Origin of the sequence: Streptomyces sp. NPDC058664 (genome assembly GCF_042716635.1) — a bacterium.
Lineage (GTDB): Bacteria > Actinomycetota > Actinomycetes > Streptomycetales > Streptomycetaceae > Streptomyces.
The window spans coordinates 34849-57526 of sequence record NZ_JBHXRW010000033.1; the positions used below are offsets into that span (position 1 = coordinate 34849).

Annotated in this window: 24 protein-coding genes; 15 read left to right on the forward strand and 9 right to left on the reverse strand. The window is 72.6% G+C overall.

The features are described from left to right. Positions 1–154: 154 nt before the first annotated feature. Positions 155–1555: a signaling protein gene (locus ACFWUY_RS25285; RefSeq protein ID WP_384113385.1), complete on the forward strand. Its 1401-nt coding sequence runs from the start codon at positions 155–157 to the stop codon at positions 1553–1555. A 41-nt stretch (positions 1556–1596) separates the two neighbouring features. On the opposite strand, the gene ACFWUY_RS25290 is transcribed toward ACFWUY_RS25285, so the two are convergent. Beyond that, entirely contained in the window at positions 1597–2097 is a 501-nt protein-coding gene (locus ACFWUY_RS25290) for a GNAT family N-acetyltransferase (RefSeq protein ID WP_384113391.1), read from the reverse strand. Between the two features lie 33 nt (positions 2098–2130). Between ACFWUY_RS25290 and thpR the strand changes: the two genes are divergently transcribed. Together thpR and ACFWUY_RS25300 are read left to right on the forward strand one after the other, a co-directional pair. Next, a complete protein-coding gene (gene thpR, locus ACFWUY_RS25295; RefSeq protein ID WP_384113397.1) occupies positions 2131–2739 on the forward strand; it encodes an RNA 2',3'-cyclic phosphodiesterase in 609 nt (202 codons plus the stop codon). Positions 2740–2928: 189 nt separating this feature from the next. After that, entirely contained in the window at positions 2929–3918 is a 990-nt protein-coding gene (locus ACFWUY_RS25300; protein ID WP_384113405.1) for an aldo/keto reductase, read from the forward strand. Positions 3919–3965: 47 nt separating this feature from the next. Here the strand turns inward: ACFWUY_RS25300 and ACFWUY_RS25305 are convergent, their stop codons facing one another. Continuing rightward, positions 3966–4496, reverse strand: coding sequence for a MarR family winged helix-turn-helix transcriptional regulator (locus tag ACFWUY_RS25305; RefSeq protein WP_384113411.1), 531 nt, complete (start codon positions 4494–4496; stop codon positions 3966–3968). A 63-nt stretch (positions 4497–4559) separates the two neighbouring features. Here ACFWUY_RS25305 and ACFWUY_RS25310 point away from each other — a divergent pair, with 63 nt between their 5' ends. After that, on the forward strand, positions 4560–4979 hold the full coding sequence (locus ACFWUY_RS25310; protein WP_384113414.1) for a carboxymuconolactone decarboxylase family protein: 420 nt from the start codon (positions 4560–4562) through the stop codon (positions 4977–4979). On the opposite strand, the gene ACFWUY_RS25315 is transcribed toward ACFWUY_RS25310, so the two are convergent. Both ACFWUY_RS25315 and ACFWUY_RS25320 read right to left on the reverse strand, forming a co-directional pair. Further along, on the reverse strand, positions 4963–5667 hold the full coding sequence (locus ACFWUY_RS25315; RefSeq protein WP_384113419.1) for a GDSL-type esterase/lipase family protein: 705 nt from the start codon (positions 5665–5667) through the stop codon (positions 4963–4965). The two genes, ACFWUY_RS25310 and ACFWUY_RS25315, sit on opposite strands and share 17 nt — an antisense overlap. Positions 5668–5792: 125 nt before the next feature. Further along, a complete protein-coding gene (locus tag ACFWUY_RS25320; protein ID WP_384113426.1) occupies positions 5793–6644 on the reverse strand; it encodes an alpha/beta fold hydrolase in 852 nt (283 codons plus the stop codon). 71 nt (positions 6645–6715) lie between these two features. Here ACFWUY_RS25320 and ACFWUY_RS25325 point away from each other — a divergent pair, with 71 nt between their 5' ends. Together ACFWUY_RS25325 and ACFWUY_RS25330 are read left to right on the forward strand one after the other, a co-directional pair. Continuing rightward, positions 6716–7705, forward strand: coding sequence for a WD40 repeat domain-containing protein (locus ACFWUY_RS25325; RefSeq protein ID WP_384113434.1), 990 nt, complete (start codon positions 6716–6718; stop codon positions 7703–7705). Between the two features lie 122 nt (positions 7706–7827). Next, the gene (locus ACFWUY_RS25330; RefSeq protein WP_384113438.1) at positions 7828–8196 is read left to right on the forward strand and encodes a hypothetical protein; all 369 of its coding nucleotides are present in this window, start codon (positions 7828–7830) and stop codon (positions 8194–8196) included. Between the two features lie 78 nt (positions 8197–8274). On the opposite strand, the gene serC is transcribed toward ACFWUY_RS25330, so the two are convergent. Then, the gene (gene serC, locus ACFWUY_RS25335; RefSeq protein ID WP_384113445.1) at positions 8275–9393 is read right to left on the reverse strand and encodes a phosphoserine transaminase; all 1119 of its coding nucleotides are present in this window, start codon (positions 9391–9393) and stop codon (positions 8275–8277) included. Positions 9394–9444: 51 nt separating this feature from the next. Here serC and ACFWUY_RS25340 point away from each other — a divergent pair, with 51 nt between their 5' ends. The 3 genes from ACFWUY_RS25340 (at position 9445) to ACFWUY_RS25350 (ending at position 13584) form a co-directional block, all read left to right on the forward strand. Beyond that, complete coding sequence (locus ACFWUY_RS25340) at positions 9445–12252, forward strand: FAD-binding and (Fe-S)-binding domain-containing protein (protein WP_384113451.1); 2808 nt, start codon at positions 9445–9447, stop codon at positions 12250–12252. Between the two features lie 80 nt (positions 12253–12332). Further along, entirely contained in the window at positions 12333–12863 is a 531-nt protein-coding gene (locus ACFWUY_RS25345) for a cytochrome b (RefSeq protein WP_384113455.1), read from the forward strand. Positions 12864–13011: 148 nt separating this feature from the next. Beyond that, positions 13012–13584, forward strand: coding sequence for a GNAT family N-acetyltransferase (locus tag ACFWUY_RS25350; RefSeq protein ID WP_384113458.1), 573 nt, complete (start codon positions 13012–13014; stop codon positions 13582–13584). A 5-nt stretch (positions 13585–13589) separates the two neighbouring features. Here ACFWUY_RS25350 and ACFWUY_RS25355 read toward each other — a convergent pair whose 3' ends face one another. After that, the gene (locus ACFWUY_RS25355; protein WP_384113461.1) at positions 13590–14447 is read right to left on the reverse strand and encodes a LysR family transcriptional regulator; all 858 of its coding nucleotides are present in this window, start codon (positions 14445–14447) and stop codon (positions 13590–13592) included. Positions 14448–14651: 204 nt separating this feature from the next. On the opposite strand from ACFWUY_RS25355, the gene ACFWUY_RS25360 reads away from it, so the two are divergent. From ACFWUY_RS25360 to ACFWUY_RS25375, 4 genes are all read left to right on the forward strand, one after another. Further along, positions 14652–15548 (forward strand): DMT family transporter, encoded by an 897-nt coding sequence (locus ACFWUY_RS25360; RefSeq protein WP_384113597.1) that lies wholly within the window; start codon positions 14652–14654, stop codon positions 15546–15548. 35 nt (positions 15549–15583) lie between these two features. Then, positions 15584–15961, forward strand: a complete 378-nt coding sequence (locus ACFWUY_RS25365) for a VOC family protein (protein ID WP_384113468.1) — start codon at positions 15584–15586, stop codon at positions 15959–15961. Between the two features lie 222 nt (positions 15962–16183). Further along, the gene (locus ACFWUY_RS25370; RefSeq protein ID WP_384113475.1) at positions 16184–16501 is read left to right on the forward strand and encodes a hypothetical protein; all 318 of its coding nucleotides are present in this window, start codon (positions 16184–16186) and stop codon (positions 16499–16501) included. Between the two features lie 198 nt (positions 16502–16699). Beyond that, the gene (locus ACFWUY_RS25375; RefSeq protein WP_384113480.1) at positions 16700–16885 is read left to right on the forward strand and encodes a DUF1272 domain-containing protein; all 186 of its coding nucleotides are present in this window, start codon (positions 16700–16702) and stop codon (positions 16883–16885) included. A gap of 30 nt (positions 16886–16915) precedes the next feature. On the opposite strand, the gene ACFWUY_RS25380 is transcribed toward ACFWUY_RS25375, so the two are convergent. The 3 genes from ACFWUY_RS25380 to ACFWUY_RS25390 all read right to left on the reverse strand — a co-directional run bounded on the left by ACFWUY_RS25380 (position 16916) and on the right by ACFWUY_RS25390 (position 19791). Continuing rightward, positions 16916–17404, reverse strand: coding sequence for a carboxymuconolactone decarboxylase family protein (locus ACFWUY_RS25380; RefSeq protein WP_384113482.1), 489 nt, complete (start codon positions 17402–17404; stop codon positions 16916–16918). Between the two features lie 118 nt (positions 17405–17522). Continuing rightward, on the reverse strand, positions 17523–18908 hold the full coding sequence (locus ACFWUY_RS25385; RefSeq protein WP_384113484.1) for a serine hydrolase domain-containing protein: 1386 nt from the start codon (positions 18906–18908) through the stop codon (positions 17523–17525). Positions 18909–19101: 193 nt separating this feature from the next. After that, entirely contained in the window at positions 19102–19791 is a 690-nt protein-coding gene (locus tag ACFWUY_RS25390) for a TetR/AcrR family transcriptional regulator (RefSeq protein WP_384113487.1), read from the reverse strand. Positions 19792–20072: 281 nt separating this feature from the next. On the opposite strand from ACFWUY_RS25390, the gene ACFWUY_RS25395 reads away from it, so the two are divergent. Together ACFWUY_RS25395 and ACFWUY_RS25400 are read left to right on the forward strand one after the other, a co-directional pair. After that, positions 20073–20864, forward strand: a complete 792-nt coding sequence (locus ACFWUY_RS25395) for a TIGR03084 family metal-binding protein (RefSeq protein WP_384113489.1) — start codon at positions 20073–20075, stop codon at positions 20862–20864. Further along, positions 20864–22585, forward strand: a complete 1722-nt coding sequence (locus ACFWUY_RS25400) for an acyclic terpene utilization AtuA family protein (protein ID WP_384113496.1) — start codon at positions 20864–20866, stop codon at positions 22583–22585. Before ACFWUY_RS25395 ends, ACFWUY_RS25400 begins: the two co-directional genes overlap by 1 nt. The last annotated feature ends 93 nt before the right edge of the window (positions 22586–22678 follow it).

Sequence of the window (22678 nt, forward strand, 5' to 3'; positions counted from 1 at the left end):
TGCGAAGATCGCGACACCGTGCAGGTGAAGATCTTGAAAGGGGGGCTTGCACGCCCATGACCAAGCGTTTCGCCCACATACCGGACCGCGGCTCGTCCAAGGTTCCGGCGGTCACCGCCGGACCGCCGCAGCGACGGAACGGAGCCGTTCCGTCATGCCGCTGACCCGCCGCGGCCTCCTGACCGCGATGGCCGCCGCTCCGGTCCTCGCCTCCGTCGGTCCCGCCCGGGCGGCCGTACCGCAGGCCCTGCCCGGAACCGCGCCCGAAGTCGCGCCCGTCGCCGTGACCCTGCCGGCCGCCGGCCCGCCGGGCCCCGATCTGCCTCCGGGGTACAGGTTCGACCTGAAGGCCGAGCCCGACGGCCTGCCGGTCGAGCCCGACGGCCTGCTCGGCAGGGAGCTCCGCCTCAAGTACACCAGGGTGCACCAGCAAGTCGCCTTCGATCCGGTGACCGGCCTGGCCTACGCCGTGCAGGGCATCAGCAACAACATCCCCCCGCTCCAGGGCGAGACCGTTCTCCTGAGTCGCGAGGCGCGCGACGCACGGGGCGACCTGTGCGTCAACAGGGTCGCGCCCGACGGCACGGTCCAAGCCGTCATGCACCTGAGGGGTTTCGGCCACGGCGCCGGACTCGGCGTCGAGCACGTCGACGGCACCGCCTGGCTCTGGCTGGAGACCGACGCGGACCCCGCTGCCCTCGGAAGCAACGCCCACGGCAAGCACATCGGCCGGATCGCGTTCGAGCCCGACGCCATCGTCGATGCCAGGAGTGACCTCATCGAGGTGTTCGACCCCGTCCCGGGAACCTCCGGCGTCACCCCGTCCCTGGATCTCGACCACGGCCACATCGCGGTACGTCACGTGTCGTCGTCCGGCGCCGCGGAGTACCGCGTCTACGATCTCGACGCCTTCAAGCGCCACGACTTCACCCCCCTGGCGCGCTTCCCGGGCAAGTACGGCATCCAGTCCTGGTGTCTGTACGGGAACTTCGTCTACCAGAACGCGGGCGACGCCGACAGCGATTCCTGGTGGACCGTCTACGACGTCACCGCCGGCGCGGTGATCGAGCGGACCCGCAACGACACCGCTCTCCACCTGGAACATCGAGAGACCGAAGCCATCACCGTCCGCCGAACGTCCGACGGGCCGCAGCTCGTGTTCGGCTTCGCTACCCGAGGAGACCGACGCATGGCCCTCTACGGCATCACCAGCACCACTCCGTGGACCGACCTGGAGTACGACAAGACCGTCTACGCCGCCACCAGCAGCTACCGGCCGCAGTACCGCAAGACGGGCGACCGCGTCGACCTCCGCCTCCGGGTGACCCGCGCCGACGCCGCCGCGTGGACCAGCGGCGAGACGATCCTCACGCTCCCGTCGTACCTCCGCCCCGTCCGCACCCAGGGCATGGTGGGCACGACGACCGGCAGCGGCGACATCACCGGCCCCCTCACCATCCGCTGGGAGGTCACCGCCGGCGGCTCGCTGTGCATCTACGACGAGCGCGGGTTCACCGGCTGGATCGCGCTGGACGCCGGGTACTTCACCAGCTGACCGCTTGCCCGGCCGACCGCGTGTCAGGGAGCGGCGGGTCCTCAGACCCGCCGCTCCAGTACCTGGCCCGCCCAGTCGCCGACCGCGAAGGTCTCCGTCCGGGTGAAGCCCTGGCTCTCGTAGTACGCGACGAGCCGTCCCTCGCTGCCCGCGAAGCAGTCCACCCGCAGCAGCGACACCCCCTGCCGCCGGGTCTCCGCCGCCGCGTGCTCCAGGAGCGCGGCCCCCACCCCGTGCCCGTGGAACCGCGCGTCCGTCGCGAGCAGTCGTACGTACACCTCGGGCTCGTCCGCCGGTCCGACGTGCTGCCCGGGGAACGGCGTCAGCGTCATCGTCCCCGCCGGTACGCCGTCGACCTCGGCGATCCACGGGTCGCCCGCCTCCACCGTCTCCTCGACCTGCCGCACCGCCCTGGGACGTGCGGAGAACGGCTCCGTGCCCCACTGGGCGGTGATCCCCCTGCCGTTGAGCCAGACCACGGCGCTGTCGAGCAGCGCGAGTATCGCGGGGAGGTCCGCCGCCCCGCCCTTCCTGATCTTCATGCCGCCGAGGCTAACCGCTGCCACACTCGCCCCATGAGGCTTTTCGTCGCCGTCCTGCCGCCCCCCGACCGGCTCGACGAGCTCGGTCACGTCGTCGACCGCCTGCACCGGCTGCCCGGGGCCGAGGGGCTCCGCTGGACCTCGCGCCCCGGCTGGCACCTCACGCTCGCCTTCATGGGCGAGGTCGACGAGGAGTTGCTGCCCGAGCTGCGCGTCCGGCTCGCCAGGGCCGCGCACCGCACCCCGCCGTTCCCGCTGCGGCTGCACGGCGGCGGGCACTTCGGGCGGCGCACGCTGTGGACCGGGGTCGCCGGGGACCTGGACGGGTTGCGGCTGCTCGCCGAGCGCGCGGACGCGGCCGCCCGCCGGGCCGGGGTCCCGATGGAGGAGCACCGCCGGTACCAGGGGCACCTGACGCTCGCCCGTGGGCGGACGGGCGAGGTGGACCCGCACCCCTTCCTCGACGAGCTCGGCGCCTTCGAGGGCACGCGGTGGCAGGTGGACGAGCTGGTCCTGGTCCGCTCGAACCTGCCGGTGAGCGGGGTGCCGGGTGAGCAGCCCCGGTACGAGAAGGTCGGGGGCTGGCCCCTCGAGGGAGCCGGGGAGGGAGCCGGGGACGGGCGGGGCGGCCGGTCGGGTTAACCTCGAAGGGTGGATCCGAAGACCCGTAATCGAATCATGGCCGGCGTGCTCGTACTGATGTTCGCGATCATCGCGCTGGCGTCCGTGGCCGGCCTGTAGACGTCCCGGACGGGCGCCCGCCTGCCCCGTCCGCCGCACTGTGGGAACCCCCTTGCTTCGAGCGCACTCGAAGCAGTTGGCTTGACGCCCATGGAGTACACGCAGCTCGGACGCACCGGACTCAAGGTCAGCCGACTCGTCCTCGGGACGATGAACTTCGGCCCCCAGACGGACGAAACCACCAGTCACGCCATCATGGACACGGCGCTCGACGTGGGGCTCAACTTCTTCGACACCGCCAACGTGTACGGCTGGGGTGAGAACAAGGGCCGGACCGAGGAGATCATCGGTTCCTGGTTCGCGAAGGGCGACGGCCGCCGCGACAGGACCGTCATCGCCACCAAGGTGTACGGGAACATGGACGCCGACGGCGATGCCTGGCCCAACCACGACAAGCTCTCCGCGCTGAACATCCGCCGGGCGGTGGAGGGCAGCCTGAAGCGCCTCGGTACCGACTACATCGACGTCTACCAGTTCCACCACATCGACCGCGCGACCCCCTTCGAGGAGATCTGGCAGGCGGTCGACGTCCTGATCCAGCAGGGGAAGGTGCTGTACGCCGGCTCCTCGAACTTCCCCGGCTACAAGATCGCCCAGGCCAACGAGACCGCCGCCCGGCGCGGCTCGGTCGGCCTCGTCAGCGAGCAGTGCCTCTACAACCTGTTCGAGCGGCGCGCCGAGATGGAGGTGATCCCGGCCGCGCAGGAGTACGGCCTCGGGGTCATCCCCTGGTCGCCGCTGCACGGTGGCCTGCTCGGCGGTGTCCTGAGGAAGGAGACCGAGGGCAAGCGGCGTACGGAGGGCCGCGCGGCGGCCACGCTCGCCGACCCGGCGGCGCGGGCGCAGTTCCAGGCGTACGAGGACCTGCTCGACAAGTACGGCCTCGAACCGGGGGAGACGGCCCTCGCGTGGCTGCTCACCCGCCCGGGGGTGACGGGGCCGATCGTCGGCCCGCGGACGCCCGGGCAGCTGACGAGCGCGCTGCGCGCGCTGGAGATCGAGCTGAGCGAGGAGCTCCTGACCGCGCTCGACGAGATCTTCCCGGGCCCGGGTCCTTCCCCGGAGGCCTTCGCCTGGTGATCCCGTAGGGGGTCCTCCGGTTCAGGGCGCGCCGAGGATCCCGTGGTTCAGGGCGCGCCCAGCCAGCTGGTGGCGTCCAGGCGGAACGCCGTCTCCGCGGGGACGACGTTCCGCAGGGACGTCTCGATGTCCCGGACGCGGTCCGCGCCGAGGGTCGCGGCCCACTCCGCCCGCAGTTCGTCGAAGACCGCGGCGGAGCGGGCGAGGGCCTCGCGGCCGCGCGGGGTGAGGTGGACGAGTTTGCGGCGGGCGTCGGTGGGGTCGTCGGCGCGCTGGGCGTAGCCGAGGGCGAGGAGCCGGTCGACGGTCTTGCCCGCGGCCTGCTTGGAGACGCCGAGGCGCCGCCCGATGTCGCTGGCGGTGGCGCCCCGGACGCCGATGGCCTGCATGGCGAAGCCGTGGGCGGGGCGCAGGTCGGGGTGGCCTTCGGCGGCGAGGCGGGCGTGGAGCCGGTCGATGAGGGTGCGGAAGCCGCCGAAGAGGAGCAGGGGCAGTTCGTATCCCGGGCCGCCGCCCGTTTCCCCCTTGCCCTTGTCGACAACCTGGTTTACGTTTTCCCCTGTCGCATGGTCAACCATGTTGTCGATTCTATCGTCCGTCCGGACCGTCCATCCGGACCGTCCATCCAGGGGGAACCAGCCTTGTCCGCACCCGAACCGCTGTCCGCCCGTACCGCCGCCGCCGTCGCCCTCCTCAAGGAATCGCCGGAGACCCTCGACGGCTTCCTGAAGCTCAGCCAGACCTTCGAGTCCACCACCCTCGACCCGCACTCCCGCGAGACCGTCATCCTGACCGTCGCCCACCGCAACCAGTGCCACCTCTGCGTCGACATGCACGACGCCAAGATGGCCGCCCTCGGCCCGGCGTCGGACCCCGAACGCCTCGACGCCGTGCGGACGTTCACCCTCCAGGTGCTCGCCACCTCCGGCGCGGTGAGCGACGCGGACCTGGCCGCCTTCGAGAAGGCCGGCTACACCCGACGCAACGCCCTGGAGGTCGTCCTCGGCGTCGGCGCGTACACCCTCTCCACCTTCGCGAACCGCCTCACCCGGGCGGCGTGAGGTCCCGGGCGTGCCCGTACGGGCCGCCCAGGCCCCACGCCTGGTGCATCGCGTCGGCGAAGGCGGCGGCCAGTTTGTGCTCGCCCGAGGGGCCCGGGTGGGTGCCGTCGTAGGTGTCGGCGCCGAGATCGTACGACTCCGGGACCGTCGCGAGCAGCAGCGGCGACGCGGCCGTGTCCAGGTCGGCGACCGCCTTCGCGAGGAGCTCGTTGAAGCGGGCGCACTCGGCGGCGAAGGGGGCGTCGTACCCGGCGCGGACGTTGGGTATGACCGGCAGGAGCACGGCCCGTACGCGGGGGTTCGCGGCGCGGGCCGCCGCGACGAACGCCCGGACGTTGGCGTGGGTCTGGTCGCTGTCGGTGTAGAAACCGAGGTCTATCAGGCCGAGGGAGACGAGCAGCACGTCCGCCCCGGTCGCCGTGACCGTCTCGCCGATCACGGGCGCCATGTGCAGCCAGCCCTCGCCCCAGCCGGCCAGATGGCGCCGGGCCGGGGCGGGGAAGCCGGGGTCGGCGTAGGCGTCCGAGACCGGGGCGTCGGCGGTGGGCTCGTACAGCCGGGTGCGCGGGCCGACGATCTCGTACCCGCCGGGGAGCGTCGACTCCAGGTGCAGCCACATGCGGTACCGCCAGGTCCAGTCGCCGGCGCGTCCGATGGTCATGCTGTCGCCGACGAACAGAAAACGCATGGTCATATCATCGCGGACGCCGTCCCTGGCCTGCGACGTGATCCAGGACACGAGCCTCGGGTCATCAGGCCGGACCCGCCGGCCGTCTGGTCATGCGGCCATGCGGCCATGCGGCCATGCGGTCATCAGGTCAGGAAGCCGTCGACCGTCTCCGTGAACCACCTCGCGTCGTCGTGCCACGGGAAGTGCCCGGCCCCCGCCAGGACCGCGAGCTCGGCCTTTGGGAACAGCTCCGCGTACGCGGCGGCCGTCGGCACCGGCGTGTTCACGTCCCCCTCCCCGGCCACCACCAGCACCGGCCGCCCGAACTCCGCGAACACCGCGCGCGTGGCCGCCGCGTCGAACGCGCCCTCACCGCCGTAGACCCCCGCCGCCTCCCCGTTCCGCTGCCGCACCGTGGCCGCGTCCCGCTCCCGCGCCGCTTCGTCCCACGTCCCGTGGAAGAAGGGCTGCACCGCCTCGAAGGTCTCGGCCGACCCGCGTCCCGCCGCCAGCTCCTCGAGGGCCGCGTACGCCGGCCCGAACCACGGCTCCGCGCTCCGCAGCCGCGCCGCCGCGAGCCGCTCCTCGCCGGCCGTGTCCAGCGCGACCGCCGCCGTGCCCGGGGTCACGAGGACCAGCCGGCCGACACGCTCCGGATACCGGGCCGTGTACAGCGCGGCCAGGTTCGCCCCCGCCGAGTGCCCGAGGACGTCGACGGTGTCGAGCCCGAGCTCGACCCGCAGCGCCTCCACGTCCTCGACGAGCCGGTCGCAGCGGTACGAGGACGGGTCGTCCGGCGCCGCCGACGCGCCCGTGCCCCGCAGGTCGAGCCGGATCAGCCGCCGGAAGGCGGTGAGCCCGCCCAGGTCCCCGAGATAGGCGGAGTCCTGCATCGGACCGCCGGGCAGGCAGAGCAGCGGGGAGCCGGAACGGGGGAGGGCTCCGGAGACGTGGTAGGCGAGTGCCGTGCCGTCAGGCGCGGTGAAAGTGGGCATGCGCGCGACCATGGCAGCAGCTTCCCCGCTGGTCAAGCGGGTTTCCCCCGGCGCGTGGCAGGCTTGAGACCATGCGAACTGCTCTGTGCGCCCTCGGCGCGGCGGCGGCCCTGGTGCTGCTCCCGGCCGGTCATGCCCGTGCCCAAGGGCAGGAGCCCGACCAGGACTTCACGATCGAGGACTCCCGCGTCACCGAGTCCAGCGGCCTCGCCGCGAGCCGTGCCCACCCCGGGATCTACTGGACGCACAACGACCAGGACGCGCCCCTGATCTACGGCATCGACTCCCGTACGGGAAAGACGGTCGCGACCCTGACCATGCAGGGCGTCGGCACCCCCCGTGACATGGAGGCCGTCGCGGTCGGCCCGGACGGCGACATCTACGTCGGCGACATCGGCGACAACCTCGACGGCTCCTGGGACCACGTCTGGATCTACCGCTTCCCCGAACCGAAGACGCTGAAGGACCAGAAGGTGGCGGCGAGGCAGTACGTCGTGAAGTACGCCGACGGAGCGCGCAACGCCGAGGCCCTGATGGTCCATCCGAAGACCGGCCGGGTGTACATCGCCAGCAAGAACGAGGACGGCGGCGGACTGTACGCGGGCCCCGAGCGGCTCTCCTCGTCCGGGACGAACGTCTTCCGGCGCGTCGGCGAGGTCCCGTGGGTGACCGACGGCGCCTTCTCCCCGGACGGCGGCCGGCTCGTCCTGCGCGGCTACTTCAGCGCGCGGGAGTACGCGTGGAAGGACGGCCGCCCGGACGGTGACGGCACTTCCGTCGGGGCGCCCTTCCAGGGGCAGGCGGAGTCGGTGACGTACACGAAGGACGGCTCGGCGTTCATGTTCGGCTCGGAGGGGCAGGGCAGCAAGGTCGTCCGGGTGGAGCGGCAGGAGACCGCGCCGCGTCCCTCGGAGAAGCCGGCGGACACCCCGGGCGCGCCGAAGTCCCCGCAGTCGCCGGCCGCCGACGGGGAGGGCGGGAACGCCACGGTGGGCTTCCTGGTCCTCGCGGGCGCCTTCCTCCTCGTCTTCGGCGCCAAGCGCCTGCTCCGCCGGGGCTGACGCCCGCCCCTGCCCCGCTCGCCTCCCGACGCCCGCCTCCCGTGTCGACCGGGCGCGCCCCCGGGTCGAGACTGGAAGGAGAAGGAGACCGGGCAGGTCCGGGTACGAGGCGTGGAGGAATCATGACCGGATTCACTCGCGAGGACACCCCCGTCGCCATGGAAGGCGGCGGCGTGGACTTCCGTATGCAGGAGGCCGGCGGCGACATGAGCGTCGCCTTCATCCACCTCCCCAAGGGCACCGACATGGCCCCGGCGCTCAAGGGACTCGAAGGCGATCTCTGCCAGTGCCCCCACTGGGGTTACCTCCTGAACGGCCGGATCAGGATGCGGACCGCTTCGGGCGAGGAGATCTACGAGGCCGGACAGGCCTACTACTGGGGACCCGGCCACGCCCCCGAGGCCCTGGAGGACGTCGACGTCGTCGAGTTCTCGCCGACCGCCGAGTTCAACGCGGTGATCGACCACGTGAAGGCCCAGTCGGGCGGCTGACAGTCGGACGGTTGAGCCGCGCCGGACACGGCGAAGGGCCTTCTGTACGTACAGAAGGCCCTCCGGATGCGCAGAAGGTCAGAGCTTCTCGATCACGTAGTCGACACAGGCCGTCAGGGCGCGCACGTCCGCCGGGTCGATCGCCGGGAACATCGCGATCCGCAGCTGGTTGCGGCCCAGCTTGCGGTAGGGCTCGGTGTCCACGATGCCGTTCGCGCGCAGCACCTTCGCGACCGCCGCCGCGTCGATGTCGTCCGCGAAGTCGATCGTGCCGATGACCTGCGAGCGCTTCGCCGCGTCCGTGACGAACGGCGACGCGTACTTGGACTCCTCGGCCCAGCCGTACAGCGCGTCCGAGGACTCCTTCGTCCGGGCCACGGCCCAGTCGAGACCGCCCTGCCCGTTGATCCACTTCAGCTGCTCGTTGAGCAGGAAGAGGGTCGAGAGCGCCGGGGTGTTGTACGTCTGGTTCTTCAGCGAGTTGTCGATCGCGGTCGGCAGCGAGAAGAACTCGGGAACGTGCCGGCCGGACTCGTGGATCTTCTTCGCCCGCTCCAGGGCGGCCGGGGAGAAGGCCGCGAGCCACAGGCCGCCCTCGGCGGCGAAGGACTTCTGCGGGGCGAAGTAGTAGACGTCCGTCTCGGTGATGTCGACCGGGAGGCCGCCCGCGCCGGAGGTCGCGTCGACCAGGACGAGCGCGCCCTCGTCGGCGCCCGCGACCCGCTTGATCGGGGCGGCGACACCGGTGGAGGTCTCGTTGTGGGTGTACGCGTAGACGTCGACGCCCGCCTCGGCCACCGGCTCCGGGTGGGTGCCCGGGTCGGAGGAGATCACGGTCGGGTCCGCCAGCCACGGGGCCAGCTTGGCGGCCTTCGCGAACTTGGAGGAGAACTCGCCGAAGGTGAGGTGCTGCGACTTGTTCTCGATGAGACCGTGGGTCGCGACGTCCCAGAAGGCGGTGGAGCCGCCGTTGCCCAGGATCACCTCGTAGCCCTCGGGGAGCGAGAAGAGGTCACGGATGCCGGTACGTACCTCGCCGACCAGGTTCTTCACGGGAGCCTGGCGGTGGGACGTGCCGAGGAGAGAGGTGCCGGTGGCGGCCAGGGCGTCCAGCGCCTCCGTACGCACCTTGGAGGGGCCCGCGCCGAAACGGCCGTCGGCGGGCTTGATGTCAGCGGGAATCTGGATATCAGCCACGAGGCGGAGAGTATCGGTTCGGGGAGGGGCCGGTCGTCGGATGTCCGCCCGATGAGACGAGCCCTGAGACATCCTGGGCCTGTGGGAACACACGAGGAACATGCGTCCGGCCTTGCCGCGGAGCTGCGCGCCGCCGTCGCGGGAGACGTCGACTTCTCCGCCACCGCCAGGGCTCTGAACTCGATGGACGCCTCCAACTACCGCCGTGTTCCGGTCGGTACGGTCGCGCCGCGCGACGCCGACGACGTCGCCGCCGTCCTGGAGGTGTGCCGGGCGCACGGGACGCCGGTCGTGGCGCGCGGCGGCGGTACGTCCATCGGGGGCCAGGCCACCGGCACCGGTGTCGTGCTCGACCTCACACGGCACATGGCCGGGCTCGTCTCCCTGGACCCGGAGGAGCGGACGGCCGTCGTCCGGCCGGGGCTCGTCCTCGACCGGCTGCGGGAGGCGGCGCGGCCGTACGGGCTGACCTTCGGCCCCGACCCGTCGACGCACAGCCGCTGCACCCTCGGCGGGATGATCGGCAACAACGCCTGCGGGGCGCACTCGGTCGCCTGGGGGACCACGGCGGACAACGTGCGCTCGCTGGATGTGGTGACCGGCCGGGGCGCGCGGTTGACGCTGGGGCGGGACGGGCGGGGCGCGCCGCCCGGACTCCTCGACCTCGTCGGCCGGAACCTCGCCCTGCTGCGGACCGGCTACCCGGAGGGCCTCCCGCGCCGGATCTCCGGCTACGCGCTCGACGCGCTGCTTCCCGAGCGGGGCGTGGACGTGGCCCGCTCGTTCTGTGGCGGCGAGGGCACGCTCGGGGTGGTGACGGAGGCGACGGTACGGCTCGTCCCGCTGCCGGCGGAGCCGGTGCTCGTCGTCCTCGGGTACGCCGACGAGAGCGCGGCGGCCGAGGCGGCGGCGGGACTCCTCGCGTACGGGCCGCTGACGGTGGAGGGCATGGCGGCCGATCTCGTCCAGGGCGTGCAAGGGCTCCCGAGGGGCGGGGCCTGGCTGTTCTGCGAGACCGACGGGGAGGCGGCGGCCCGGCGCCTGGTGAGGGCGGCGGACGCGCTCGACACGGCCGTGGTGCGGGACCCGGCGGGGCAGCGGGTGCTGTGGCGGATCCGGGAGGACGCGGCGGGGACTGCGACCCGGCTGCCCGGGGGCGGGACGGGGGGCGAGGCCCGGCCGGGGGGACCGGCAAGGGGTGGGGAGGCCTGGCCGGGGTGGGAGGACTGTGCGGTGCCGCCGGCCCGCCTCGGGGCGTACCTCCGCGAGTTCCGCTCGCTCCTCGCCGATTTCGGTCTCCGGGGAATCCCGTACGGGCACTTCGGTGACGGCTGTGTGCACGTCCGGATCGACTTCGACCTGTGGACGGAGAAGGGCGTACGGCACTTCCGCCGGTTCTCGGAGGCGGTGGCGGACCTGGTGGTCTCCCACGGGGGCTCGCTCTCCGGGGAGCACGGCGACGGGCAGGCGCGGGCCGAACTGCTGCCGAAGATGTACGGGGAGGAGCTCGTCGGCCTCTTCGGCGCGGTCAAGGACGTGTGGGACCCGGACGGCGTCCTCAACCCGGGGATGCTCGTGAGGCCGAAGCCGCTGGACGAGGGGCTGCGGTTCGCGGGCCTTCCACCGGTGGGGGTGGGGAGGGAGGCGGCCCGGTGCGTCGGGGTCGCCAAGTGCCGGGTGGACGGGCCGAGTTCGGGTCCGGGGGTGATGTGCCCGTCCTACCGGGCGACGGGGGAGGAGAAGCACTCCACGCGGGGGAGGGCGCGGCTGCTGCACGAGATGGCGCTCGGCGAGGTCATCACGGACGGCTGGCGCTCGGAGGAGGTCCGGGAGGCCCTCGACCTGTGCCTGTCCTGCAAGGGCTGCCGCAGCGACTGCCCGGTGGGCGTCGACATGGCCGCGTACAAGGCGGAGTTCCTGGACCGGCACTACGCGGGACCGGTCGGCCGGCTGCGCCGACCGCGCTCGCACTGGACGATGGGACACCTCCCGGGATGGCTGGCGCGTTTCGGGCGGGGGCTGAACGTGGCGATGGGGCTGCCGTTCGCGGCGAGGCTCGCGGGGGTGACGCCGGAGCGGACCATGCCGAGGGTGGCGGGACGGTCCTTCGTGTCCTGGTTCGCCGAACGCGCCTCGAACCGCCCGCCGACGCTGACCCTGTGGCCGGACACCTTCACGAACCACCTGGCCCCGGAGGTGGGCAGGGCGGCGGTCCACGTCCTGGAGGCGGCGGGGTTGGGGGTGGCGCTGCCGGAGGGCAGGGTCTGCTGCGGGCTCACGTACGTGTCGACGGGGCAACTGGGGGCGGCACGGAAGGTCATGCGGCGGACCTTGGACGTGCTGGAGGGGACCGAGGGGCCGGTGGTGGTACTGGAACCCTCCTGCGCGGCGGCCCTCCGCACCGACCTGCCGGAACTGCTCCCGGACGACCCGAGGGCGGCGCGCCTGGCGGCGTCGGTCCACACCTTCGCCGAGGCGCTCGAAACCCTGGCGCCGCACTGGGAACCGCCGCGCCTGGACCGCCCGGTCACCGGCCAGACCCACTGCCACCAGCACGCGGTCCTGGGCGAAGCGGCCGACCGCCGACTGAGGGAACGGGCGGGCCTGACGGGCGAACCGGCGGGCGGCTGCTGCGGCCTGGCGGGCAACTTCGGCTTCGAACCGGGCCACTACGAGGTCTCGGTGGCGTGCGCGGAGGACCAGCTCCTTCCGGCACTCCGCTCGGCCCCGGAAGGGGCGACCGTCCTGGCGGACGGCTTCTCGTGCAGGACGCAGATCGGAGACCTGACGGGGACCCGGGCCCGGCATCTGGCGGAAGTACTGGCGGAGGGGCTGGACGCGGGAGCGGGGGGTCTCTGAGGGGTGAGGGGGACGGTGCCCCTTCCGGCGGTGGGGCGCGGTGCGGGGTGGCGGGCGCCGGTGTGGGTTGTGATGGGGGAATGGAAACTGGTCCTGGATACCGGCCTTTCACGAAGGTCCTCCACTGGAGCGTCGTGGTCGCGTTCGCCGTCCAGTTCGTTCTGGGATACGCGCTGGACGCTTCGGAATCCGGGCGCGGCCGGGGTCGTGGCCGTGGCGGAGGTCCCGGGCGCGGGCGTGGACGCGGCGGTGGCTACGAAGCCTTCGGCGAGGACGCCCTGCTGACCGCTCACGTGCTCGTGGGAGCCGTCATCGTCACCCTGGGCGTGACGCGACTGCTGTGGCGGCGCCGCACCACCCTGCCGCCCTGGGCGCCGACCCTCACGCACGTCGAGCGTCGCTTCGCCCATGGCACGGAGGTCGTGCTCTACGTGCTGACGTTCGTCGTCCCCCTCACCGGGGCGCTGCTCCTCGCCTCGGGTGACGACGACCTCCTGTGGGTGCACGTGGCGGCCCAGATCCTCTTCCTCACCGCGCTCGCCGGTCATGTCGCCCTGGTCCTCAAGCATCAGCTCCTCGACCGTGACCGGCTTCTCCACCGCATGCTGTGAGACGAAGCCCGGGAAGCCCGCTTCCCCGCGCCCGCAGGCCCGAGTTCCTTCCGGCCTCCCTCTGTTCCTGCTGCGGTGACGCCCTCACCGACGAGCGGCGGAACGACATCCGCTTCGGGCTCAGGGGGAGTCCGGATACGCTCGGCGGATGGGACGCCCTGCCCCGTCTCCATCTCCGCACGCCCGGCTCGTACTCCGTGAGCTGGAGGACGGTGACGTACCGGCCGTCCACGGCATCTACGGCTCCGAGGCCGCGACCGAGCACCTCAGCTTCACGCCCCGCTCCCTGCCCGAGGTCCGGGGGATCGTCGAGCGGTCGATCGCGTCGGCCCGGGTCCTTCCCCGCGACGAGTACGCCCTCGGTGTCGTCGAGCTCGCCACCGGCGTGCTCGTCGGGTTCGGGCGGCTCGCGGTCGATCCGCATCAGCAGCGGGCCGCGACCGTGGGGTTCGCGCTGCGGCCGGAGTCCTGGGGCGTCGGGTACGGGCGGGAGACCGTGGGCCTTCTGCTCGACCTGGCCTTCGGCGAACTGGACCTCCACCGGGTGTGGGCCGCCCGGGCGCCGCTCAACACCGCCTCGGCGCGGACCCTGCTCGCGGCCGGTTTCACCGAGGAGGGGCTGATCCGGGGGCACGTGTTCGTCCGGGGCGCGTGGCGTGACTCGGTGACGTACGGCATCCTCCGCGAGGAGTGGGACGCGCTCGGGCCCCGGCCCCGGTAGTCGCCTCAGCCCCCGCTCACGATCTCCCGTGCCATCGCGACCAGCGCGCCCGTCGCCGGGTGCGGGAACGCGTCCCGCCACGCCAGGACCACCGGCAGCGGCGGCGCGTCGGGCAGCGGGCGGTAGCTGACGCCCGGGTGCGGGTGCAGGGCCGCCGTGGACGCGGACGAGACGCCGACGCCCCGGCCCGCCGCGATCGCGGTGAGCCAGTCGTCGGTGTTGGCGACGGTGACGGTGGCCGCCGGGCGGGCGGTGGGCGGCCAGAGCGTGAGGGTGGTCGTACCGGAGACGGTGTTGAGGACGACGGCTTTGCCGGCCAGGTCGTCGAGGGTGAGCCCCGCCCGGTCGGCGAGCGGGCTGTCGGAGGGCACGGCCGCGACCCGTTCCTCCGTGGTGAGCTCCTCGGTGACCAGGCCCGGCGCGTCGACCGGTCCCCTGAGCAGGGCCGCGTCCACCTCGCCCCGGGTGAGGCCGGCCGTGCGGTCGTCGACGCGGAGGAGTTCGAGCGGGGTCTCGGGGTGTTCGTGCTGCCAGCGCCGGAGCAGGGGAGTGGTGTACGGGCCGAAGGCCGACCAGGCGTGTCCGAGGCGCAGCGGGCGGTGGCGCAGCCGCGCCGGGTCGACGGCGGCGTCGAAGGCGGCGAGGGCGGCCGCGGCCCGGTCCTGGAAGGCGCGGCCCTCGGCGGTGAGGGCGAGGTGGTGGGTGGAGCGGTCGACGAGCCGGGCGCCGAGGTGCTGTTCCAGGGCGGCGAGGGTGCGGGAGACGGCGGGTTGGGTGAGGTGGAGCCGGGTGGCCGCCCTGGTGAGGCTGGATTCCTCGGCGATGGCGAGGAAGCAGCGGAGGTGGCGTAGCTCGATGCTCATGCGTCCGGAGCATAACCGCAGCGCAATCGACATTTCCGGTGCCGCGCGGAGGCTCGTAGCGTAGGGCTGTGAGGAGGCCGGAAGCTCTGGGTCCGGAAAACTGGTAGTTCATTACCCTGCACTATGAGTACAGTGTGTTGGACTTGATGTCGTGCGGTGTGTGAGGAGCGGTCGGTGGACGGTCCGGTCAAGGATGTGGCTCCGGTGGCGGCCGCCACCGGCGCGGGACCGCTGGGCGCCCCCGGACGGGGGGCGGCCGGTCACCGGCTCGGGCCCGTGGCGCTCGTCGTCGCGGGCGGGCTCTCCGTGCAGTTCGGCTCCGCCGTCGCCGTCCTCCTCATGCCGCGCGCGGGCGCCCTCGGGGTCGTCACCCTGCGGCTCGTGCTCGCCGCCGCCGTCCTGCTGATCGTCTGCCGGCCCGAGGTCCGCGGCTACGGCCGCGCCGACTGGGGGACGATCGTCGCCTTCGGCGCCGCCATGGCGGGCATGAACATCCTCTTCTACCAGTCCGTCGACCGGATTCCGCTGGGCGCCGCCGTGACCCTGGAGGTGCTCGGTCCGCTGATCCTCTCCGTGATCGCCTCGCGCCGGCTCGTGAACCTGCTCTGGGCCGGACTCGCCCTCGGCGGGGTCGTCCTCCTCGGCGGCGGCGGCTTCGACCGCCTCGATCCGCTCGGCGCGGCCTTCGCGCTCGCGGCGGGCGCCATGTGGGCCACGTACATCGTGTTCAGCGCGCGTACGGGCCGGCGCTTCCCGCAGGCGGACGGGCTGGCGCTCGCCATGGCCTTCGCCGCCGTCCTCAGCCTGCCGTTCGGGATCGTGGAGGCGGGCGACAAGCTCCTCGTGCCGTCGACGATCGGCCTCGGCCTCGTGGTCGCGCTGATGTCCTCGGTCCTGCCGTACACCCTCGAACTCCTCGCCCTGCGCCGCCTGCCCGCGCCCACCTTCGCGATCCTGATGAGTCTGGAACCGGCCATCGCGGCGACGGCCGGCTTCCTCGTCCTCAGCCAGGCCCTGTCGGTCACGGACGCCCTCGCCATCGCCCTCGTCATAGCGGCGAGCATGGGCGCGGTCCGCACCCAGGTCAGGGGCGCCGCGTAAGGCCGGGCGGCCGGGCGGCCTCCTAGGATCCCCGCATGATCGCTGAACTGCAGTGCGTCGTCCTCGACTGTTCCGCGCCCCGCGAGCTCGCGGAGTTCTACCGGGCCGTGCTCGGCGGGGAGGTCGACCGGCCGGACCGGCGTTGGTCCCTCGACGAGGCCTGGTCCACGCTGCACACACCCGGCGGGCTCGTCCTCTGCTTCCAGGGCGTCGCCGACCACCGCCCGCCGGTGTGGCCGGACCCGGAACGCCCCCAGCAGTTCCACCTCGACTTCGGCGTCGCGGATCTCGACGCCGCCCATGAACAGGTCCTCGCGCGGGGCGCGACGCTCCTCGACGACGGGGCCGGGACGCGAGGCTGGCGGGTGTACGCGGACCCGGCGGGCCATCCGTTCTGCCTGGTCAGGCACTGACCGGATTCCGTCGATGGGGGCTTTTCGTCAAGGAGGCGAAGTTTGCGGGGCGGGGGATAGCTCCGACGAGTGAGAGGGGATCGTTTCTTCCTTCGCCGTTCGGGTGACGGCCGTGCCGCTCACACGGCCGGGCGCCCACACTGGCGTCCGTCCGTGTGAAGGCGTCAGCCCGGGGCGCCTCCCAAGGGCGCCCGCCGAGGGCGTCACCGAAGGAGCGATTTCATGAAGTACCTCGGAAAGGCGTTGGTCACGGCCGTCGCCGCCTCCGCCGTCCTGTGCGGCGGGTTCTCGACGACCGCTCAGGCGGCGCGCGGGTCCTTCACCTACCACGTGGACGGGTGGAGGTACCACAAGCCCGACCCTCAGGACGATCACTGCTACAACATGCCGGGCCAGGCCAACGAGCTGTCCAACCACACCGACCGGACGGCCGTACTGTTCCACGGTACGGACTGCCGTATCGGTGACGTGGTGACGTTTCTCGAGCCCGGTCAGTGGGCGCCCGACCACTTCTACTCGGTGAAGTTCCTGAGTCCCTGAGTCCCTGAGTCCCTGAGTCCCTGAGTCCCTGAGTCCCTGAGTCCCTGAGCACCTGAGATCCCGAGCCCGCCCCCGAGCCCCGAGGCGAGGGGGCGCTGACCCGATTCCGTTGGTCATTGGCCGTCGGGGCGGTGGAGAGCGGACGGGGCGTCCACGGACCATGGGGTGTCCGTGGACGTACGAGGGAGGGGGCCGATCGTGGCTCTGGAGATGCGAGACCGGTGCGAGCGCTGCGAGACGGCGGCCCTGACACCTGACGGGCCCGCGCGGATCTGTTCGTACGAGTGCAGCTTCTGCGTTCCCTGCGCCGACGCCATGGCGTCGGTGTGCCCCAACTGCGGCGGCGAGCTGGTGCCCCGGCCGCGACGCGCCGGCGCGTCCTGAGGCCCGGATCCTGTCGGACGACGTACCGGGTCAGTCCCACTGCTCGCCGGCCAGCGACGCGACCGGCTGGGGCTTGCCGATGACGGCGAGGGCGATGAAGAAGTTGATCTGGCCGATCGCGACGGTGAGGGTGGCCAGCGCCTTCTCGTCGTAGTGCTCGGCCGCCGTGGCGTACAGCTCGTCCGTGACCCGCTCCCGGCCGTGCGGCGCGGGCTGGAGGGTGGCCTCCACCAAGGCGAGGGCGGCACGCTCGGCGTCGGTGAAGTAGGGGGCGTCCTGCCAGGACGACACGGCCGTGATGCGCTCCTCGGACTCCCCGGCCTTGCGGAGGAAACCCGTGTTGAGGATGGTCAGGTAGGTGTTGTTGACGATCTGCCCGGCGCGGAGGTGGATCAGGTTGATCGTGGTGCGGGGCACCGACTGGTTGCCCGTGGCCCGGAACAGGGCGGCGCTGATGTCGTTCAGCTCGGGCACGAACTTGGCGGGGTCGGGCATCCGGGAGATCGAGGGGTTCGTCATGGCGTGTCTCCTTCGTGGTGGGTCTGTTTCGTAGGGGGTCTGTCGGTGTCTTCACAGCACTGACGGACGGGCGCACGGGGATGTGACAGGAAAGCCGGCGGGAGTCGCCGGGGTCGGGTTACCGGTCTGCCCGGGCGAGGGTGAAGAGGCGGCCGGCGAGGTCGGCGCCGGTGATCGTGCCGTCGTCGTCGCGGGTGAAGAAGCCGCGCTGGCCGGCGAGACCGCCGCTGGTGACGATGTACTCGTCGGCGTCGCCGGGCAGCAGGCCGAGACCGGCCGGGGGGAGGTCCGGGGGCAGCTCGGTGTCGGCCGCCGCGCGGATCTCCGGCTTGATGTCGCAGGCGATCGTCAGTCCGGTTCCGTCGGTGGCGATGGTGAGCTTCATCAGTTCGTTCTCGTAACTGCCGGTGACCTCGTGGGCGCGGGCCTCGTCGTACGGGATCGGCTCCGGGGTCCGCTCGACCACTCCCAGGTGGTGCTCGAGGGCCCACCGGAGGACGGCCTGGTTGAAGGCGAGGCCGGTCTCGGGGCCCGCGTTGGACAGGACGACGACCGCGAAGTCGTGTTCGGGTGCGATCAGCACCTCGGCGAACTGGCCGTTGGCGGAACCGCCGTGGCCCGCCGTCCGCACGCCCCCCACCTCGCGCAGGAACCAGCAGACGCCGAAGGCGTCGCCGAGCGTGGAGCCGCGCAGCTCGACGCTCTCCTGTCGCATCCGCTGTACGGTCTCGGCCGGCAGGAGGGGGGCGCCGCCCTGGGTCCGGCCGTCGCCGAGGTGGAAGCGGGCCCAGCGGAGCAGGTCCTCCACCGAGGCCGCGGCGCCCCCGCCGGGGTTGTTGGCACGGCTGTCCTTCCACCGGCGGACCACGGCCGGCTCGCCGTCGTCGCCGGTGTGGTGACCGACGGCGAAGCGCCGGGTCATGACGTCGGCGACCGAGAAGGAGGTGTGCTCAAGACCCAGCGGCTCGAACAGCAGCGTGGCGACGGCCTGTTCGTAGGTCTGGCCGGTGACCTTCTCGATGACCCGCCCCGCCAGGTTGTACCCGATCTGGCTGTAGGAGGCGCGGGTGCCGGGTTGTGCGATCAGCTCCGAGTCGGCCATGTCCGCCACGTAGGCGGCCAGGGCGTCGTCCCCCTCGCCGGTGTCGACCGCCATCCGCCAGTCCAGCCCGGCGGTGTGGTTGAGCAGTTGGAACACGGTGATCTCCGCGGCGGCCCGCTCGTCGGGGAGCGTCAGCTCGGGGACGTAGCGACGGACCGGCGCGTCCAGGTCGATGCGGCCGCTCGCCGCCAGACGCATCAGCGCGGTCGCCGTGTAGGTCTTGCTGACGGAGCCAAGGAGGAACAGCGTCCGTTCGTCGACGGGTAGCGCGTGGTCCACGCTGGTCACCCCGTGGCAGGCGTACGTCTCCTGTCCGGCGGCCCGGACGCCGACGGCGGCGCCGGGCAGGCCGTACTCCTCGGCCGTCTTCGCGACGAAGGCGGCCAGCGTGTTCTGCGACATGACGTCTCCCCCTGTCGTACTCGGCGCGCCACACCCGGCGGCAGCGGCATTCCCCGTCGGTTGAACTAAGTTCAAGTGAAAAGCTACACAGGGCTTGAACGATGTGCAAGTAGTTCTCGGCCTTCCTCCGGCCCGCTCGGGCGCCCATGCGAAAGGCCCGGGTCGCCGACCCGGGCCCTGATCCGAAATGCCGTCAGCTCGCCTGGCCCGGCAGCCCGGCCGCCAGTCCGGACAGCAGTGCACTGAGCCCGAACTCAAAGCTGTCGTACGGGACTTCGGCGTAGCCGGCGGACGAGTCGGCGGCGGAGTCGATCCGGGCCCGCAGTCGGGGGAACCCGGCGGCCGCCTCGACCGCCTCCTTCATCACCGTGCCGAACACCTCCGCGGGGTCGCCGCCCTCGCGCTCGATCCGGCGGGTGAGGGAGGTGGTGGCGGCGGCCGGCGCGGCGTTGCCGAGTACGTAGGTGAAGACGGCGGCGGCCGCCAGGTCGGCCTGCGGGCCGACGAAGCCCGCCTTCTCGTACACGGCGAGGTTGTGGTCGTCGTGGCGGGCCTTTCCGGCACCGCGGAAGAGGTGGGTCGCGAACGCCTGCACCAGCCAGGGGTGGCGGGTGAACATCGCGTACAGGTCGCCGGCCATCGCGGTGGCCGCGGTGCGCCAGTCCACCGCGTCGAGGTCGGGGAGGCGGATCTCGTCCCAGACCTGGTCCCCGGCGAGTACGAGCAGATCGTCCTTGTTCTTGACGTGCCAGTAGACGGCGGTGGCGGCGGAGTTGAGACGCTTGCCCAGGGCGCGCATGTTGAGGCCTTCCAGGCCCTCGGCGTCGAGCAGTTCGACGGCGGTCCGGATGATCTGCTCGCGGGTCAGCGTGTCACGTGGCATGGCTCTCACGATAAGGCCGGGCAGGCGTCTTGCACAAAGTTCAGGTCTGCGCTTGCGCAGTGTTCAAGTCGAGGCCCGCAGCCCTCGGTGCCGGGACTTGAACACCGTAAAAGTCCCGATCCCGTGTCGCGCACCGTCCACCCTTCGCGTACGACACCACCACGACGGCGAGCCGGGCCGTTGCCGACAAACTAAAGCAAGCACGCTTGATTGTTTCTGGTGTCGCTGTCATGCTCCTCGGCGAAGGCCCGTGAACGCCCGTCCCCCGAGGGGAGCGCACCGTGTCCGACCCCGTCGCCGTGCTCGACGACCTGCGTGACGAGAGTGACGAACTCGACCGGATCGTGGCCGAGTCGAGCGAGGACCGGTGGGGGGCACCCACCCCGGCACCCGGCTGGACCGTCGCCCACCAGATCGCGCACCTCGCCTGGACCGACCGTGCCGCGCTCCTCGCCGCCACCGACGCCGAGGCCTTCGCCGCCGAGGCCGAGAAGGCGCTCGTCGCACCCGACCGCTTCGTCGACGAGGGCGCCGAGGAGGGCGCGAAGCTGCCGCCCGCCGAGCTGCTCGCCCGCTGGCGCGAGGGCCGCGAACGGCTCCAGGAGGCTCTGCGCGCGGTGCCGTCCGGGGTCCGTTTCCCCTGGTACGGGCCGCCCATGAGCGCCTCCGCCATGGCCACCGCCCGGCTCATGGAGACCTGGGCGCACGGCCAGGACGTCGCCGACGCCCTCGGGGCCGTCCGCGCGCCCACCGCCCGCCTCCGGCACGTCGCCTGGATCGGCCACCGCGCCCGTGACTACGCCTTCCTGGTACGGGGCCTCCCCGTGCCCGCCGAGCCGTTCCGGGTGGAACTCGTCGCACCTGACGGGGAGTCGTGGACGTACGGGCCCGAGGACGCCGCCCAGAAGGTCACAGGGCCCGCGCTCGACTTCTGCCTGCTCGTCACCCAGCGCGTCCACCGTGACGACACCGCCCTCGTCGCCGAAGGGCCCGACGCCGAGCACTGGCTCACCATCGCCCAGGCCTTCGCCGGTCCGGCGGGCCCCGGCCGCGAGCCGGAGGACACCCCCTGATGGTCCTCCGCATCGGCAACGCCTCCGGCTTCTACGGCGACCGCTTCGACGCCGTCCGCGAGATGCTCACCGGCGGCGGACCCGGCGGTGACCTCGACGTCCTCACCGGCGACTACCTCGCCGAGCTGACCATGCTCATCCTCGGCCGCGACCAGCTGAAGGACCCGTCCGCCGGGTACGCGAAGACCTTCCTGCGCCAGATGGAGGAGGGCCTCGGCCTCGCCCACGAGCGCGGGGTCCGGATCGTCACCAACGCCGGCGGCCTCAACCCCGCCGGGCTCGCCGACGCCCTGCGCGCCCTCGCCGCGAAGCTCGGTCTGCCGACCCGGATCGCGTACGTCGAGGGCGACCGGCTGCCCGCCACGGACGGTGTCCTCGCCGCGAACGCCTATCTCGGCGGGGCCGGTATCGCCGCCTGTCTCGCCGCCGGCGCCGACGTCGTCGTCACCGGCCGGGTCACCGACGCCGCCCTCGTCACCGGGCCCGCGCAGTGGCACTTCGGCTGGGGCCCGGAGGAGTACGACCGGCTGGCGGGCGCGGTCGTCGCCGGGCACGTCCTGGAGTGCGGCACCCAGGCCACCGGCGGCAACTACGCCTTCTTCCACGAGCACGACCCGGAGGTGTTCCGCCGCCCCGGCTTCCCGGTCGCCGAACTCCACGAGGACGGCAGCGCCGTCATCACCAAACACCCCGGCACCGGCGGTCTCGTCGACGTCGGTACGGTCACGGCCCAGCTCCTGTACGAGACGGCCGGCGCCCGTTACCCCGGGCCCGACGTGACCGCCCGGCTCGACACCGTACGGCTCACCCGGGAGGGCCCCGACCGGGTCCGGATCGACGGCGTACGGGGCGAGGCGCCGCCCCCGACGCTCAAGGTCGGTCTCAGCAGGCTCGGCGGCTTCCGCAACGAGGTGGTGTTCGTCCTCACCGGGCTCGACATCGAGGCCAAGGCCCGGCTCGTGCGGGACCAGGTCGAGGACGCGCTCGGGAAGTCCCGCCCGGCGCAGGTGCGGTGGGAGCTGGTCCGGACCGACCGGCCCGACGCCGGCACCGAGGAGACCGCGAGCGCCCTGCTCCGGCTCGTCGTCCGCGACCCCGGCCCCGAGGCCGTCGGCCGGGCCCTGACCGGCGCGGCGATCGAACTGGCCCTGGCGAGCTACCCCGGCTTCCACGTCACCGCCCCACCCGGAAGGGGCGCCCCCTACGGCGTCTTCGAGGCCGCGTACGTACCGGCCGCCGAGGTCCCGCACACGGCCGTGCTCCCGGACGGGACCCGCGTCCCCGTCGCCGTACCGGCGCGTACCCGGGAGGTGGAGCCCGTAGCGGGACCGGAGCTTCCCGAGCCGCTGCCGGACGGGCCCGTCCGGCGCGTCCCGCTCGGCCGGGTCGCCGGGGCGCGCAGCGGCGACAAGGGCGGCGACGCCAACATCGGCGTCTGGGTCCGCACCGAGGAGGAGTGGCGCTGGCTCGCCCACGTCCTCACGGTCGACCGGCTGAGGGAGCTCCTTCCCGAGACGGCCGGTTCGGCCGTCACCCGGCACGTCCTCCCGCACCTCCGCGCGCTCAACTTCACCGTCGCCGGGATCCTCGGCGAGGGCGTCGCCTCCCAGGCCCGCTTCGACCCCCAGGCCAAGGCCCTCGGCGAGTGGCTCCGCTCCCGTGAACTCGACGTACCGGAGCGGTTCCTGCGACCGCCGACCGCCCCGCACCACCTCCCGTGACCGACGTCCCGCACCACCCTCCTGCGACCGCCGACCGCCGACCGCCGACCGCCGACCGCCGACCGTCCCGCACCACCTCCCGGAGGGACCCCC